A 16238-nucleotide genomic window follows, 5' to 3' on the forward strand; every position below is an offset into this window, starting at 1 on the left:
CCGGCTAGCTGCTGCCGTCTAGCGGCGTGTGTGTCTCTTCACTGGCCGTCTCACGAAGTCGTCCCGCCAGCGAACCATTTTCTCCACCATCAAACCTATGACAGACACAACACGATCCACCGACACGAACAGTACACAAATCGACCGCGACTCAATCGCGACCGCGTTGGAACAGGAAGAAACCGAGGTGGTCACCAACCTCGTCGATACGCTCTGTGATCGCATCGAGGCTCTCGAGTCTCGCGTCAGTGAGCTAGAACAGCGCACCGACGACACGGACGCGGTGCGTGAAGAGAACCGGCGACTCCGCGAACGCGTCGCGGAGTTGGAAACACGCCTCGACAAGCAGGCTACACTCACTTGGGACAGCGACGACCTCCAAGACGTAACGCTCGAATCAACGAATGGTGTGAAAGTTCCACTCGGCCGGATCATCAACGCGAAAGTGTCCGAACAGGACCTCGATGAACACCTCACCGACAGCACGCTCACCGACGCCGTCGCCGAGTTGCAGTCACGCGAATTAGAGAAGGGTGCCCACCTGCAGTTCGAGACCGTCACCGAGCACGTCGAACTCCTAGACGTCGACGGTGATCGACTCGAACGGTTCGAAGGTGAGGACGGCGATACATGGGTCCGGCTGCCCAACGCAGAAGACCCGCTGGAACGCTCCGGAACGAGCGCGCTCGCGACGGCCGACTTGCTCCCGATCCAGCAACTCGCCCGGATGGATGAAGAAATGCTCGCAAACGCCACCAGCCGCCGCGCCGACTACCTCGCAGCGAAGGCGTGGGCCGAGCGGGGCAAGAACTCAAAGTCCTCACTGTGGTCGGCTGGCTGTCGCTCAGTGAGTGAGTACATCGACGCCTCCGACCTTCGTGTCTGGATCAAAGCCAACCACCAGCGCCCGGACGAGGACATGACCTACGAGAACGCGAAGAAACTCGCCGGGAAGGCTCTTGAACGGATTCAGCAACTCGCGAAGAACAGAGTCTACATCGAGAAGCGTGACCGACGCAAGGACGGCCTCAAGTACAAAGAGCGCCGGTTAGTCGTCCCAACGGACGCCGAGATCCCTGGCGAGGGAACGAGCCACGACGACGCTCCGGGGACGACCGAGCTCACCGGATAGGAGCCTCCCCAGGTCACTGCCACCCCTGAGAAGGGGCTAACATCTCTAAGAAGACACCCAACCCAACCAGACGCCGCCCACAGAACAGGTACCTTCGACGCCTGTTCTCGTTTGTTCGTGGTATCGGTAGCTGTTGGTATCGCTGTTGAAGAGCGGTGTCGGCGGTGGTAACCAGCAACTCCTGCAAAGCGATCACCAGTGATACAGAATTTCCCCGGACAAACGCTGCCCTATAGGGAGATTGCGATCAACCAGCGTGTCATAGAAAACATCCCACGAAATCTTGAACTGATCACTACAGTACAGGAACTTATCGTGCAGCTATCTTGGAAGGATTCTGGTGAGGAACTTTAATTGAATCGAACTTTTATAATGAGTATGGCTGAACAGATTGTATTTGGTACAGCAACGTATGTCCAACTCACTATCGTAATATCAGTTGGAGTGTTTGTTGGTAACCTCTTCTCGAACTTGGTTTTCAATAATTCCGAAACCAATCGATAAGCACGCGTAGTGAGCATCCAGGCTGCTGCCTATCCGGTCAGCTATTAGTATATCTATATTTTGATTGCTCTCTCCTCTGCACGTTCATGCAATTCCGCGAAACAGTCTCGTCACAACGAGATACAAACCAACCGAAAACCCGTGGTAGCCCCCAATGTGACACCCGTTCCTTTGTTTTGTATCCGTTTGACACGAAAAAGACACAAACGTCTCAATCGCTAACCAACAGTAGTTATCGAATGAGACAATATGTTGGTTAGTAGCTCAAGAATACTCTACTGACAGAGAAACAATTTCTGAGAATATATATCGCTAACAACGGAAGCGGTGGGGTTAGGGACTGGAATCCAGAAGCTCCGACAGTCCAGTTTTAACTGATGAGATAGACTGTGCGAGCTCGTGTTCTTTGTACTTTCCGCCGCCTTTGCCCTGGTTGTACTCAGTAGCAGAGATAATCCCTAATTGTTCTAACTCGCCGAGATAGTCGCGAACAGACCGTTCCGAAACCGGACTCATCCCCTCTTGTTCTGCCATTTGTTCGTACGCGGCGAGGATATCTCGAGTCCGAGCCGGCGTTTCATTCCGTTCAGCAAGGACCGTAAGTGCATAGAGAACGAGTTGGCCGTGATTTGAGTAATTCTTGATGCCCTCAATCACCTGGTCTTTCTGAAGACGATTGCGAGCATTTTGGACATGCAATTCAGTCACTACGTCCGCGTTTTGCTCCCGAGCAAGATCGCCAGCCTCGAGCAGAAGGTCAAGCGCTTGGCGAGCGTCACCAGAGTCTTTGGCCCCATACGCAGCACACATTTCGACGACACCGTCATCGAGAACCCCATCTTTGAATGCAACTGCTTCACGTTGCTGCAACACGAGTTGTAGTTCTTGGGCATTATACGCTGAAAACGAGACTTCTTTCTCACAAAGGCTAGATCGGACCTTAGACGACAACTGATTTCGAAAATCCAGATCGTTCGAGATACCGATCACACCAAGCTTTGCGTCGGTTACATCACCGTTTGACCGGGCACGCGGAAGTTTGTAGAGCAGTGAATCGTCTTCGATGTGATCGACCTCGTCGAGAACAATAAGGATCGTCCCACCAACACGGTCTAACTCATCGAATAGAAACTGATAGACAGATGCCTGTGGATATCCGGTGTTCGAGATCTGATTAGTTGGATCGCGAAGTTCGTTCACTAGAGAAACTGCAGCTTGGTAGCTAGAGTTGAGTCCATCGCAGTTGATCTCAACCGTGTAGAGGTCGAGTTGATCAACTGCTTTCGCATCTCGTTCGAGTGCTTGCAAGAGATATCGTGTAGCAGCAGTTTTGCCGACACCGCTTTTGCCGTAGAGGAAAATATTTGATGGCGTTTCGTTGTTGATGACTGGCTGTAACGCAGCGTGATATTGCTGGAGTTCCTCATCACGACCGACAAGTTCTTCAGGTGTCCACTCTTCCAAAAGTGCTTCTCGCCGTTCGAAAATAGAATTGGTTGGCGTGAATGAGATGTCAGCCATTCACGAGTGGTTTGAAGGAGGAGTGCCTTAACCATTACTTCCGCTGCTTCCGTTGTTCCCGTCTGTTTAAATACCCCTGACCCCACTAGTTCCGCTGTTACAGAGAAGTTGTGTTTGAATAGAAGTAACCCTCACCCCACTGGTTCCGCTGTTAGATTTGAAAGCTGCTATACTAGCGTTTAGCCATAGCGCCTTATTTGTCTAGAAGCCTAGAATATGTTTATATAGTACTGCAGTAAACGATATCCGTAAGCTGTTTTCTACCGTATAACAAGACACCCCCTCACATGGGGGTGTTGCTGTTTTCTTCAACTAACAGCGGAAGTAGTGGGGTGGGTGGGTGGTTACATCTACTTCACGTTCACTCTTGAAGCATCTGAATAGGTGTTAGAACAATCAATCTTGACGTTCTTGATCATCCAGACGTCGACCTCGATAACGAAACTGGACGAACATCAGTGGTGATCGGGTCTCCCGAAACCGATCATCAGCAGCCACCTCTAACACCTGCCGTAAGTCAGCAGTCCGAGAACTCAGTTTGTCTTTTCCCTTAAAAACTAAACCCCAGACGGCAGGCTGGTGATCTGGCGTAAGGTATCTCTGTAGATTATAATACGCGTCTGATCTCGAAAGGGTGGTGATGGCCCCTCCCCCTATACCGCTGGTTTGGGGTGGCCAAGCCAGCGGGAACTACTGAACAGACACCAGACTGCTGGTAACGACTGGTAGGCAGGTTTGGTGCGGTCGGGATGCATCCCGACATACAGTAAATTATTCTACATCTACATAAGTGTTTGTCACAAATCAGTTTGTGGACTGTTCTGGCCGAAGTGGCTAACCAACATACTCTCCAAAACAATGCTGGCTGTTGGTTAGCTTATGGACTACAGCTGTCTTCAAAATTGATTCTATTTTTTGAAGATTTATGAAAGGAGAAATTAGTAAATATTCTAGGATATAATGCGTGTGTATGAGTTTGAACCCTTTAGAGCCAATCGAGACATGGCTGAGCGACAGCGACCGTGAGGCTAAGGAGTACCGAACAGTCCCACTCGAAACCTCACATAGCGTTCCGATTTCGAGTATGCCCGGTGAACTCCTCGAAATCAACCCCTACAAGGACAACGACGGTATCGAGAGCGGTGCAAACCTACTTCAAGCACTCCACGACGTCCGGATTCGTGGGGGAGAAAACACGAGTGACGCCCATGCCTTTGAGATCTGGTTCAACCGGGGGCAGTTCTCCTTTCGGATGTACGCGGCCAACGAGCGTGCGAGCGATCGGTTCCAGCGCCGGACTACCAACACGTACACGAACTCTGAGGTGATTCCTCTCCAATCTGGTGAGGCATTCCCGGACCTCCGGCCCCGAGATCACATTGCGGGCTCGTATCTCGATTTAGAGCGCCACACGTTCCTTCCGATCCGTCATCACAACGCAGAGGGGTTCGATCACGGTGACCCGTACAGTGACATCATGGGCGAGATGCTGACGCTTGACGACTCGGTGGTCGTCGTCCAGGTCGTATTCAAACCAGCCGCAAAGGACTGGACCAGTAACGGTCCGGACGGCGAGTCTGTCGGTGACGTCGCCGAGGGGCTGCGCAGCGGCGAGGTCGTTGGATTCTCTGACTGGAAGTTTTGGGCCGGGCTTCGGGAGCTCGAAGAACGCGAGAGCAGCAGCAAGGATAAGGAGGCCGCCAAGATCGTCGAGCAGCAGCGTGGCGAACAGGGGTTCCACGTTAACGCTCGTGTGCTGTCCGCGTCACCAGACCCCCGAGAAGCTCGCGAGCGGGCCCGTGGGGTGGCCAGCATGTTCGCGAAGTACTACAACGCAACGAGCGAACAGGGGCTCGATCATCACCCAGTCAAGCCGACGGAAATCGAGGGGCTGTTAGCCGATATGATCGAGCGGCGGTGGATTGATCGCGACATGATTCTCTCGATCGACGAGGTCGCTGGTATCGCTCACATTCCGAACGGCGAGATCGAGGTCCCGCAGATTCCGTGGAAGACCACTCAGACTGGCTCCCAGATTGCTGCCGAAGCTGAGAAGGACGAAGCAAGTACGACGGCCGATGCGTGGGCGAGTGACGACGAGCAGGAGTGGTGAACGTGTTTGGAATTGGAAGCAGTGACGACGACGAGGAGCAGGGCGAGAAGGTTGAAATCGAAGAGCCAGTCCATGAAGAACAGCACACTGAGGCGAAGCCAGATCCGGACTGGGAGTCGCTTATGGGCGACTCTTATGACATGACTATCGAGGATCGGGAACGGGCTGGACAACACGAGGTTCTCACCGAAACCGCTGAGCATGGCCCGGTTGCGGGCCAAAAAGTGCGCCGGATGTTCGAGCGAGCCAGCAAGAAGCCCGACCGTCCTATCTGGGTTGGCTACGACGACAGCGCCAGGAACGGGTGGCGTGAGGGGCCGATTGATTTCACGGCCCTCCGTCGGCACATGTGGATCAGCGGGACCACCGGTGCCGGGAAGACCACCCAAATGCAGAACAAGGCTATCCAGCACGCCTACGCCGGCCACGGGTTCTGCAATATCGACCCGAAGGCCAGCGGTGACACGCTCGAGCTTTTGCAGATGCTACCGAAGCACCGGTTGGACGACGTCATTCTCATCGAGCCAGGGTCGACGGAGTACGAGAAGGTCATCGGCATCAACATGCTGGACATGCCGGCGATCGAGGATGAGACTCGTCGCGAGAAGGAGATTGAGAGCCGCTTGGAAAATCTGGTTGCGATTTTCGACAACGACGAGTACTGGGGGATCAACATGCAGGCGGTTACCGAGTCGATGGGTCGGGCGATGCTTCGGCACAATGCAGAAGTCTCGCTGAACCCAGAGCGAGATGCTTCAGAGAAGTACAGTGTCATCGACATGTACTTCGTGCTGCTTAACGCTGAGCGCCGTGCCGAGTTCGCCGAGCAGGTCGACGACCCCTATCTCAAAGAGTTCCTGTACGAGATCGCGGAGATGGAAGACGACGACCTGCGGCCACTCACCAAGCGTATCAAGTCGTGGGTCGAGAATGCGGTGGTCCGGAAGATCATCGCTCGTCGAGAATCGACGATCGACTGGGACGATATCGTCGACAACGATCGTATTCTACTGGTCCGTATTCCGGTCGACTCCGAGGACGTTCACCAGATGATTACACTGACCGTGCTGCGGAACCTCTGGAGTGCGAAAAAGCGCCAGGATCGGGACCCAGAGCGGGACACGAAGGCGTACTTCTTGCAGGTGGACGAGTTCGAAAAGGTCGCCAACGATAATCTCGCCGTCGAGGACATGCTGGTGCGGGCGCGCTCGATGTGGCTCTCGGTTACCCTCGGGACACAGTACCCGTTCCAGATCGAAAAAGACCACGAGGGCGTGATGCGGGCGATGGAGAACAACTGCAACACGATCCTGGCGATGCGAACCCCTGGGAGCGACGACGCTCGTCTGTTGATGGAACGATTCGAGGGGTACAATGCCGGCGACTTGATGGACACGGACTTCTACCGGACGTGGACGAAGATTCCCCTGGAAGGCGGGCGTGAGTCCGAGCCGGTCAATCTCAAGACATTCGCGCCGTACCCGCCGCTCCGATCGGAAGAGGACGCAAAGGATGTCGTCCGAGACTCGCTTAACGAGTGGGGTGCCCAACCTCTTTCCGACGAGGAGATCCAGCGTGAGCTCAAGTATGGCGACTACGTCGAAGCAGTCGACCCGGCAGCAGCCCCTGGCGCTGAGTTCGACCCCGATGCGGCGGCCCTCGATAGTGAAGGTGACGTTTCCGTCGAGGATCTCCCGACCGACACTATTCTCGAAGGCATCTACGCCGCCCAGGTTCAGGACGAAGACGAGGAGACGCTAGTTGAGGCATCGCGAGCAGAGGAGGAGATCGAGAAGCGATTCGGCTCAACGGGCTATCAGTCTCAGCTGAGTAATGTCTTCGAGGAACTGGAAGTGGTCAAGCGGTCCCGCCGATCCGGGGAGGCTGTGGTCGGTCTGACATCAGAAGGTCGCACTCGAGTATTCAGTGCTGACACCGGCTCATCAGCGTCCGGCGGTGGCGACGACCACCGATACATCTTGAAGGAATCATTCCGTGCATTCACTCGTCTCGGTGCGCTTACCCGACTACCGACACAGGAGGGGGAAGAACTCCCTGACGGTGTGGCCGATCTACCGATTGACCCACTCAACGACGCTGATTCAGTCCAAGAGGTCCACGACTTAGAAGCAGAGTTGAAAGAGCAGTATCCGCGGCTGTACGAACTCAGCGAGGGTCGCCATATCGCTATCGAGGCGGAGACCTCGACGATCAAGAAGCCGATGCAGACTCTCACGAATCTCCGGAAAGCCATCGAGAGTGACCGTCTCTGTGTCTTCACCTGTAAGGACGCCACGGCCGATGGGAAGGGACTGACCTACTGGCCCCAGCGGGGTGAGAAAATCATCTACGACGTCGACGGCAGCGAGATTGACTACGATACCGTGACATGTGCGAACGACGTCGACGAAAAGGGCCGGCGGACCTTCTACAACAAGACCTCGAAGTTCCAACTGGACGAGGAAACCTATGCCGTCCGACCGAACACAAGTGGCCGTAATCCGCTTTCCTGGCACGAAGACGAGGGTGATGTCGTCGCGACGGCCAAGGACGGCTACGAAGCAGCCCGCTTTAGTGGCCCGGAGGCGGTTGACAACCCGTCTCCGACCGAAGTTCAGGCATATCGAACGAAGAATGATGACGACGAGTGGATAGTTCAAGAGGGGAGCGAGCAGCACGGTCCCTATGGGTCTCTCGACGAGCTCCGACAGGAGTGGCAAGATCTCTATGCGCCGTTCATCCCTGAAAACGAGTTCCCACGGATGCCAACCCCAGACGACTTCGTGTTCGTGGTATTCCCCGACGATGACAACGAGCAGTACTCCGAGCCGATGCTCTATGAGCAGGGCCAGGAGTGGCCGCTGTGGGACGAGACAGGTAGATCTGGCGTGGCCGAGGCCGATGGTCACGAACAAGAAAGCGCCCACCAGACAACCGACTCACAGCCTGTGAGAGATTCTAGCGCTAGAATGGAAGATACACAGAGCAACAACGCAAGCAACGGGGAAACTGAGTCAGAGGATTCCGAGAACTTGTTTGGGCCATTCTCAACGTGACGTGAGTCGACGTTAGCTTTTGTCGATCTTCTCGATCTTCTCCGCGTATTTCCCTGTCAACTCCACGATATCGTCCTCTGCACCATTGTCGAATAGATAGTCCCGCATCGCGAGTGTTCCAGTCCGGACAGCGTCTAGCTCTGATCGGATATTGCTCTGGAACAGCGGATCATCTTTGAGGTCCTCTAGTTCCATCGCGAGATTGGCGACTTGTGACTGGAGGTCATCGATCTCCGATTGAGAAGCGTCCGTCGACGAAGACTGCTGTGTCCCGGTATCCGCCATCTGCTCTCTGAGGTCCTGGTTCTCATCGCGAAGCGACTGCACCTGTTCCTCTAATCGAGCGATCCGCTCAGCAACGTCTCGGTTGATTTCAGCTTCCCGAGCAATCTGGTCGAGAGCCTGTTCCCCCTTCTCAGTTATCGAGAGTTCCTTGGCGGGAATATTCCCTGGTTCTGGGTCTGGCTGATGGGTGCTTACCAATCCCTGCGGGACCAGATATTCATTGATCCGATAATTGATCTTAGTTCGACTATCGATCCCGAGGAATTTCCGTATTTCACTGGTGTTAGCGGCTCCATCATGCTGTTCTAGGGCATGAAGCATCTCTTTGCTGATAACATCCAAGTCAACATCTAACTGCTCAGACTGGCTCATAGTACTATCAAATACCTTTACCAATATAAGATTGTCCGGCTATGATCAGGCCAATAGAATCTGCGCTAATTGTATCCGGATTAATTAAGTCAGGTAATTAGCCGACTTTAATCGACATCTACCGCGCCGCGTCTCTAGAAGGGAGAATTAACCCCAGTTCAACTTAGACAGGATGACAACCCCTCCAGACCGAGAAAGGCCGAGTAGATAGTGTCTAATAGATATGATAATAATGGCATCCGAGAGAATAGCTGAAAGAACACTGCTGAGAGGTTGAAATATCAGAATAATGTACCAGCTAAATATAGCTGGCTACAGCCAGACAAATAATACTCTTCTTGTATCTATCCGGGGTAATTATCAGGATGGATTAGCCGAATATAGCCGGTGCAAACAGCACCGCGTCTCTAATAGACAGATTTGACCCCCAGTTTAGCTATGGCAGGTGGATACCCCTCCAGGCCGAGGCAGGCCGAGAAGAGACTGTATCGAAATTCTGAGAGGTCCCTCAGTAGAGATAGGCTCGAGGTCCAGTGTTTCTCGACGATCGAGGTTTAGGGTGTCTCCATGATCGAGGTCCAGTAGAGCGAAGCCCGGCTGAGGTCCGACAGTGTGTTTCCGGTGAAAGTGGCGTGTGCTTCGACCGACTGAGAGGCCCACTGGCTGGGGCCAGTGGAGAGGCGAGGTACAGGAGCATTGATATATCAGTATTCAGGTGAGTGTGGGGTGTCAGGCTAGTGTCGACCCTGGATGATCGATAGCAATGCAGCAGCGGCGGCGCCGCCCACCTATATGACAGGAGTGTCTCGATGACCGACAGGCCCACTGTCTATATAGCGGCGTTCTGGTGTGTCTCTCCGTGGGAAGTGTCCCCGGTGCTATCACTGGAAACAGTGGTGTCTCCCTGGGGGTGCCGACTCCGTCGACGAGCTCGAGTGTCCGATCACTCAGACTGGATGGCTTCCTAGCATGGGGCGACAGTGCCGACTGATACTGGTGTCTCTCCGTGGGAGGGTCACCGGCAGAAACAGGCCGGCCTGATTTCCAGGTGTGTCTCCCCGTGGGGCTTCCGAGCAAGCACACACCGATATCGAAGTGAAAGTTCTCTAAGGAGGATCATCACTAGAGATCCCACTGGCTTCCGGGTGAGCAGCGCCGTGAGGCTTCCAGTCCGTCGACGAACTCTGCAACACAGGTGTTTCTCCCCGTGGGGTATCCCCAGGTCTAGATCTGCTGGGGGTCAGCTCTTCTTCGATGGTGGGACAGCGGCGTGTGGCTCTCACTGCCCGACACCGCTTCTCCACGAACCGACGACACCTTCTTCAAACCGACACCGCCTCTCCACGAACCGACACCGCAGCGTGGGCTGTCAGGGGTGGCTGAGTTACCCCGGACCTCCGGTGTGTCTCGACGAACCGACCTCGAGTGTGCTACAGCAGTGTGGACCTCCAGCGAGAGTCACTATTCCGGACCTCGATCGAGTTTCGACGTCGACCTCTCCGCGATCGAGTCACAGTGGGTCACCGAGATCTCGAGCTCACCTGGAAGCCCACCGATCGAGGAGTGGTGGGAAGCCGAGCTGTCTAGACCGGCCGACCCTCCACCAGACGTAGCCAACCCGGCAACCCCGGACGTAACCTCCATAGACGGCCGCCATACGCGACGAATCCTTTTAAGGAGTAAGTAGGTACGGGGAGTGCAATGTTACAGACTATTGCGAAATTAGTCGCGCTGGCCGCTCTCTTGGGAGTGGTCAGTGGATCACTGAAAGATGGATGGGAACGCGAATACGGAGACGATCTAACACAGCCGCTTCTGTTCGTTGACTCCGTTATTCTGACAATTACAGCTGTGCTATTGACGATCAACCCCAACTACCGAACGCAGTGGGGTGACCTCAACCCGGTCCTTATCCTAGGACCTATCGGTGTCGGCATTATAACCGGTTGGCATATCGGTACAACAGTCTATCCGACGGTCAGGAAACAGTTCTGGCTATAGACAAGCGCTCCCATCAACCGGCGTTCCGAACGTAGAAAACACACACCAGACGACCTTTTATACCAGATGCGGTCATCAGGCCGATCAACATAAGTAATCGAGAGGAGGTCACGCTCCGAATAGCGACACTGCACAGGAACTACGGGAAGTTCAAGAGAAGCGATGTCATCGAAGACGTCGATGCCAGCCCAAGCGTAGTGTAAGACGTGTGCCAATCGCTTGAGGACGGAAACTTTCTGTCGAGAGACAAGCCTCGATCAACGCTTTGGCGGGCAGGTCCGTTGGCGGAAAAGCACCTGGATCTAACCGAGAAGGCCCGCGGAAGCACTCGCACGTAACGCGGGGTATCTGTCGACTACTCCGGGATGCTCCCGTTACCCATTATATAACATTCCGAACACGACCATCCGTCAGCGAGTTCAGCACAGTCCTCGCATTCCTCGTTGTCGGATTCACCAGAGACATCCACCGCAACACCTCCGTCAGTTGCGGGAACCTGAGGACTGTCGTCAATTTGGTCTCCGAGTAGCGGGTCCACAGAGTCATTCAGTCCCGCTGGAATCGGTTTAGCGCCGGATGCAAACGCAGCACGTCGAATGTGTTTGCAGGAGACTTCTCGGTGCTTGTGGTCCAGACACGTGCAGCGCTTTTCTCTCAGGTCGACGTTGTACTCTTTGCCACTTTCCGAGACGACGGTGTAGAGGTCCGGTCCATCCTCCAACACGGTCATACACTCGGTGAGAGCGCGGCGGGTTCGGGCATCGAACGATTCTGCCGTCGAAGGGGAATCAGTCGAACTCATGGGAAGTCTCGGAAGTTTCCTTCCGTACCTACACATTGTGAAGGTCAACACTTATAGTTACCGAAATATGGATATTCGGTGGTTTTATGCCCTATCCTGCATATTGTGAATGTAGGGGGCGAAAGCCCCGAGACTTCCCATGAGCGTTAGTGAACGAACGTCGCCAAGTTGCATAGAAGATGAAGTTAGCAGACTCCAAAAATGCCGGAAAGAGTGTCTTTCGCGGATGCTAAAGCGAACAGGATACGTCCGGGATTATCACATCGAAATTGACGCTAGCGGAATAACGGGACGATGCCACGCTCCCGCACGTCTCGTTCGGCAGTCGCTTTCGCCAGTTCTCCGGGCACGGAATATTGAATGGTCAATCGTTAGTGAGACGGGCCAGCGACCAGGCAGCGAGGACATTGTGACCGTCCGGCTAACCGACACCCGATAGCCCCCACCCGACTATGACTGTCTACTGTCCCACTATCACCGGTCTGAAACAGGAGTTTGAACAAGAAGTGTTGCGGGAGATCCAGGTCCGTGCCGGACCAGTCGCCCGACAACATGCTAAAATAGCATTTCACCGACCCGATATGATGGATGTGAAGGGGGTCGCCTTCGAGGCCGGTATCGAACCGATACCGAGCAACGCCCCGGAAGTGGCGGCTAGATATCTCCGAGCGTCCCCCGACGCCCGGACGACCTGGACCCCACTGTAAGCTAACCAACATACACTCTTCTAAACCGTTTCTGTTGGTTAGCAATATTCTGCCTAGGCGGACTATCCGTCCCATTCCTGCGAATCGGTGGTTTTATGATATGTCCTGCATAATGTGCAGGTATGGGGCGAAAGCCCCCGAGACTTCCCATGAACGGAAACACGGAGACAGCAACAGTCGGAGAGCAAATCAAGAATCTGGACGACCTCGACCGCGTCTACGTGACGCTCGATAACGGGCAGGAGATTGACGCACGCGTGGCCTATCCGTACGCCGGGGACACCGTCCGGGTGGCGATCTCCGACGATATGTTCGACCTTTGGCCGGGCGAGGACGGTGAGGCACGGGTTACGAACCCGCACGCCAACGGAGAAACAGTCGGCACCATTGAGAGCCTCGATGTCCAGGAGGCGTGGTAAAATGGGTGCCGCTTCGTTCTTCACCTACGGTTTCGGTGAGACGGCAAAGCAGGCCTTCCAGGCCGCGCAGGAGCACGCAGAGTATATGCACGGACACGGTGGCTACACGGGGACAATTGCCGAGAAACACGGTTTCACGGTGATTCCCAAGTCCGAGCATAAGGGCAAGCAGAAGCGCAAATACGCCGGTCAGTTGCTCACAGCGCGGGACGAGCGGGTTGATGACAAGTGGGGACCTGCCGGCGCGATAAACGTGTCCGGCACGAAAGAGGCCAAGAACTACCGCGCCAGGAAGGGATTAGAGGGGAAACACGGCGACGTTTGGCTGTTCTTTGGCATGGCATCCTGCTAAAAATCTAACCAACAAACACTCTCTTTTGACAGGGTTTTGGCGGTTAGCCACCCCCTCACGAGACGTACCAGATGGCCCCCAGAGTGGAAACCTTACCGTATTCCGGTGGTTTTATTACTTATCCTGCATAATGTGCAGGTATTGGGTGAAAGCCCGAGACTTCCCATGAAAGCACGAAATGCCACACTTTCCGAGTTCGAGACGGCCCCCAACGACACGCGAGATGTCCCGCAGTCTGTCGACTTCTCGGATAAGTCGACCCGCAGCGACGACATGGAGGATAGCCTTGAGGAGTGGATCAGTGAACTCCAGGAGGCGACGGAAGACGCGAGGGGGGCCGAAGTGTTCCGGCAGTGGTTGGACGCACAGGCCAAGTTACACGACTACAGCCCCCGAAACACGGCCCTCATCCATATGCAGAAGCCGGACGCCTCTATGGTCGCCGGGTTCTGGACGTGGCAAAACGAGTTTGACCGATCCGTCAAAGAGGGAGAATCGGCGATCTGGATTTGGCGGCCCAACACGATTACCGCGAAGAAGTGTCCCCATTGCGGGAACGCGCCTAACTACCACGAGGACAACGAGGACCTGAATTGTCCGCTCGCCCCGGACGCACCTGAGCAGTGGGACAGCGAAGACCCGAACGAGTGGACGAAAGGCGAGATTCTGACCGGGTTTTCGCCGGCCCCGGTGTTCGACGTCTCCCAGACCGAAGGCAAGCCCCTGCCCGAGAGTCCGGACACTGACGCGGAAGCGGTCGAGGCCGGTCAGGGGGAGGACGTCCTGACTGCCCTGCAGGACGCCGCCCGCGAGATCGGCTTTCCGGTTGAGGTCGTCGATGTCGACGAGTGGGACCGAGACGCGAAGGCCATCGCCCGGACGTCAGAGGACCCACCGGAGATAGAAATTCAGGACCGTGACCCTGCCGCTGCAGCCGGCGACTTGGCCCACGAGATCGCGCACGCTGTCCTACACACGGGATGGGACAACCCCGAACGGCCCGAGCGGGAGATTGAGGCCGAAGCTGTGGCCTACGTTGTCGGGCGGTACTTTGGACTCGACACGTCCGGCTCAAAATTCTATCTGGCAGCCTGGGCGGGCAACGAGCCCGAAGAAATTACGGAGCGGATGAAGACGATCAGTAACACGGCAGCGAAGATTATCGAAGCAGCCGACGACTGAGGACTGCCCGCAGTTCACCACTCTTTTCGACCGCTTTCTATCGGTTTCCGATAGCTTTATGACTAGGCCTGCACAATATGCAGGTAAGGGTTGAAAGACCCGAGACTTCCCATGATCGCAGAAAGCACTACTCAGGAACCCGAGGACCCCCTTACTCTCAAAGGGGAGTTCGGATGGACGCTTAAATACATCAGCCAGCGGTTTGACCTGGATTCGGCGGAGCGCCGGACCTACCGGGCGCGGACGGAGCCCATGCTCGTCGTCCCCGAAACGTTCCCCGCTCGTCGGCACAAAATCGGGGGCGGACCCTTCGAGAAGGGCGAGGCCACGGGCATCTACCGCGTGTTTTCGTCGAGCGGATCAGAATACGAGGTCGATTTGGCAGAGCGCACCTGCACCTGCCCGGATATGCAGGAGAACCCGCCGGAGACGGGTTGTAAGCACTTCCGGCGAGTGGTTCTGATGATCGAGGGGGACCAGCCACTTCCGGCCCGTGGAGAGGACGCACGCGACTACTGGGACTGGTTTTTCGAGACGATCCGGGCAGTCAACCAGTTCCGCGAGGGGCTAGACAGCGACCTGCAGAACGCCGTTCTGCGGGCAGCCAGCGCGGGGCACAAACAGGACGACGACTATCAGACCGCCATGGTGGAGGTCTAACGATGTCGGAGCAGACCTGCGAGTGCTGCGGCGAGACGTTCCCTTCCCCGTTCTGCCGGACCCTCTGCAAGGCCTGCCGACAAGCTGGCTGCGAGGACATGGCGGACGCTGACCTGTGCGCCGCGAAGGGGGCGGAATCCGGCGAACAGGCCGGTCTAATGGAGTTCGGACAATGAGTGCCGACGCCGTTGGGACGACTGCCGGCGACGTCGACGACGTCGAGGGTGACCATGAGGCGACCGAGCCCGCGACTGTCGACGTTCCCGCCTACTACGCTCGCGAGATCGCCGAGCGCGAGCTCATCGCTCGCGAGTGTCCGGTCGACGTGTTCGTTTCGGGGATCAATCCCCGGTACGGTTGGCCCTACCGGATGCAGTCGGCCCGTGAGGCCCGCCCGAGTGTCCGAGACGCCTGTGAGACGCTGATTATTGACTCTGTCTTCCAGGACCCTCACTATCCGATAGAGGAGATTCTCGACGCCGCCCACGACTTTGACGCCGACTACGTCGTCTCTAAGGACTACTGGGCTCTCGACGGGCAGAGCTACCCGCTAAACGAGATGCAGTTTTTCGCCGAGCGTTACAAGCGCCACCCGTGCGAGGCAGAAATCCTCGTTCCGGTCGGTGCCGACCCCTCGAAATACACGCTTGAAAGACTCGCCAAGGACATCAAGCGGGACAGCCCGTGTAACATCGGAGGGGTGGCAGTAGGCGCTCTTAGCCGAGAACGCGGGGAACTCCAGGCTGACGTTCTCCGGCGCGTTCGGGAGATCGTCGGCCCGGACGTCCACGTTCACGCGCTCGGGATGGGAACGGACCCGTCCGTAATCGGGGCGATCCGAGAGTCGATCGTTGACGATCCGCAGCGGCCGCTCGTCGATTCACTCGACACGTCGACGCCGGAGAATGCCCCGAAAAACAATAAGCTACCAGACAAACGCTGGTCGCAGAAACGGGTGCTACTTCCGGAGGGAGATAAGTCGTCGACCGTCCGGGCTCAATTTGCGGCTGCTCAGGCCCTCATGCTGGCCTACGAGTTGACCACGTGGTGCGACGACGACGAGATTAGCGACGGCCGGAGCGATCTATCGCGTTGGGGGTGAGCTATTAAAGGAGTGTGTAGGTCACAACCC

At 55.9% G+C, this 16238-nt stretch carries 11 protein-coding genes; 8 read left to right on the forward strand and 3 right to left on the reverse strand.

The genetic code is table 11. The annotated features are described in order from the left end of the window. The first annotated feature begins 97 nt into the window (after positions 1-97). The gene (locus tag MU553_RS22785; protein WP_247381980.1) at positions 98-1132 is read left to right on the forward strand and encodes a DUF8008 family protein; all 1035 of its coding nucleotides are present in this window, start codon (positions 98-100) and stop codon (positions 1130-1132) included. 837 nt (positions 1133-1969) lie between these two features. Here MU553_RS22785 and MU553_RS22790 read toward each other — a convergent pair. After that, positions 1970-3157 (reverse strand): orc1/cdc6 family replication initiation protein, encoded by a 1188-nt coding sequence (locus MU553_RS22790; protein ID WP_247381982.1) that lies wholly within the window; start codon positions 3155-3157, stop codon positions 1970-1972. Between the two features lie 1084 nt (positions 3158-4241). Between MU553_RS22790 and MU553_RS22795 the strand changes: the two genes are divergently transcribed. Continuing rightward, complete coding sequence (locus tag MU553_RS22795) at positions 4242-5270, forward strand: DUF8128 domain-containing protein (RefSeq protein WP_247381984.1); 1029 nt, start codon at positions 4242-4244, stop codon at positions 5268-5270. Continuing rightward, on the forward strand, positions 5267-8326 hold the full coding sequence (locus MU553_RS22800; RefSeq protein ID WP_247381985.1) for a type IV secretory system conjugative DNA transfer family protein: 3060 nt from the start codon (positions 5267-5269) through the stop codon (positions 8324-8326). Before MU553_RS22795 ends, MU553_RS22800 begins: the two co-directional genes overlap by 4 nt. Positions 8327-8338: 12 nt before the next feature. Here MU553_RS22800 and MU553_RS22805 read toward each other — a convergent pair whose 3' ends face one another. Together MU553_RS22805 and MU553_RS22810 are read right to left on the reverse strand one after the other, a co-directional pair. Then, positions 8339-8983, reverse strand: a complete 645-nt coding sequence (locus tag MU553_RS22805; protein ID WP_247381988.1) for a hypothetical protein — start codon at positions 8981-8983, stop codon at positions 8339-8341. A gap of 2356 nt (positions 8984-11339) precedes the next feature. Further along, positions 11340-11786: a hypothetical protein gene (locus MU553_RS22810; RefSeq protein ID WP_247381989.1), complete on the reverse strand. Its 447-nt coding sequence runs from the start codon at positions 11784-11786 to the stop codon at positions 11340-11342. A gap of 829 nt (positions 11787-12615) precedes the next feature. Here MU553_RS22810 and MU553_RS22815 point away from each other — a divergent pair. The 5 genes from MU553_RS22815 to MU553_RS22835 all read left to right on the forward strand — a co-directional run bounded on the left by MU553_RS22815 (position 12616) and on the right by MU553_RS22835 (position 16208). Next, positions 12616-12912 carry a hypothetical protein gene (locus tag MU553_RS22815; RefSeq protein WP_247381991.1) on the forward strand — a complete coding sequence of 99 codons (297 nt, stop codon included), beginning with the start codon at positions 12616-12618 and terminating at the stop codon, positions 12910-12912. Position 12913: 1 nt separating this feature from the next. Beyond that, positions 12914-13264: a hypothetical protein gene (locus MU553_RS22820; protein WP_247381993.1), complete on the forward strand. Its 351-nt coding sequence runs from the start codon at positions 12914-12916 to the stop codon at positions 13262-13264. A gap of 165 nt (positions 13265-13429) precedes the next feature. Next, positions 13430-14446: an ImmA/IrrE family metallo-endopeptidase gene (locus tag MU553_RS22825; protein WP_247381994.1), complete on the forward strand. Its 1017-nt coding sequence runs from the start codon at positions 13430-13432 to the stop codon at positions 14444-14446. A gap of 111 nt (positions 14447-14557) precedes the next feature. Further along, a complete protein-coding gene (locus tag MU553_RS22830; protein ID WP_247381995.1) occupies positions 14558-15106 on the forward strand; it encodes a hypothetical protein in 549 nt (182 codons plus the stop codon). A 172-nt stretch (positions 15107-15278) separates the two neighbouring features. After that, positions 15279-16208 carry a hypothetical protein gene (locus tag MU553_RS22835; RefSeq protein WP_247381996.1) on the forward strand — a complete coding sequence of 310 codons (930 nt, stop codon included), beginning with the start codon at positions 15279-15281 and terminating at the stop codon, positions 16206-16208. Positions 16209-16238 lie beyond the last annotated feature (30 nt).

The sequence above is a fragment of the Halorientalis brevis genome, assembly GCF_023077655.1.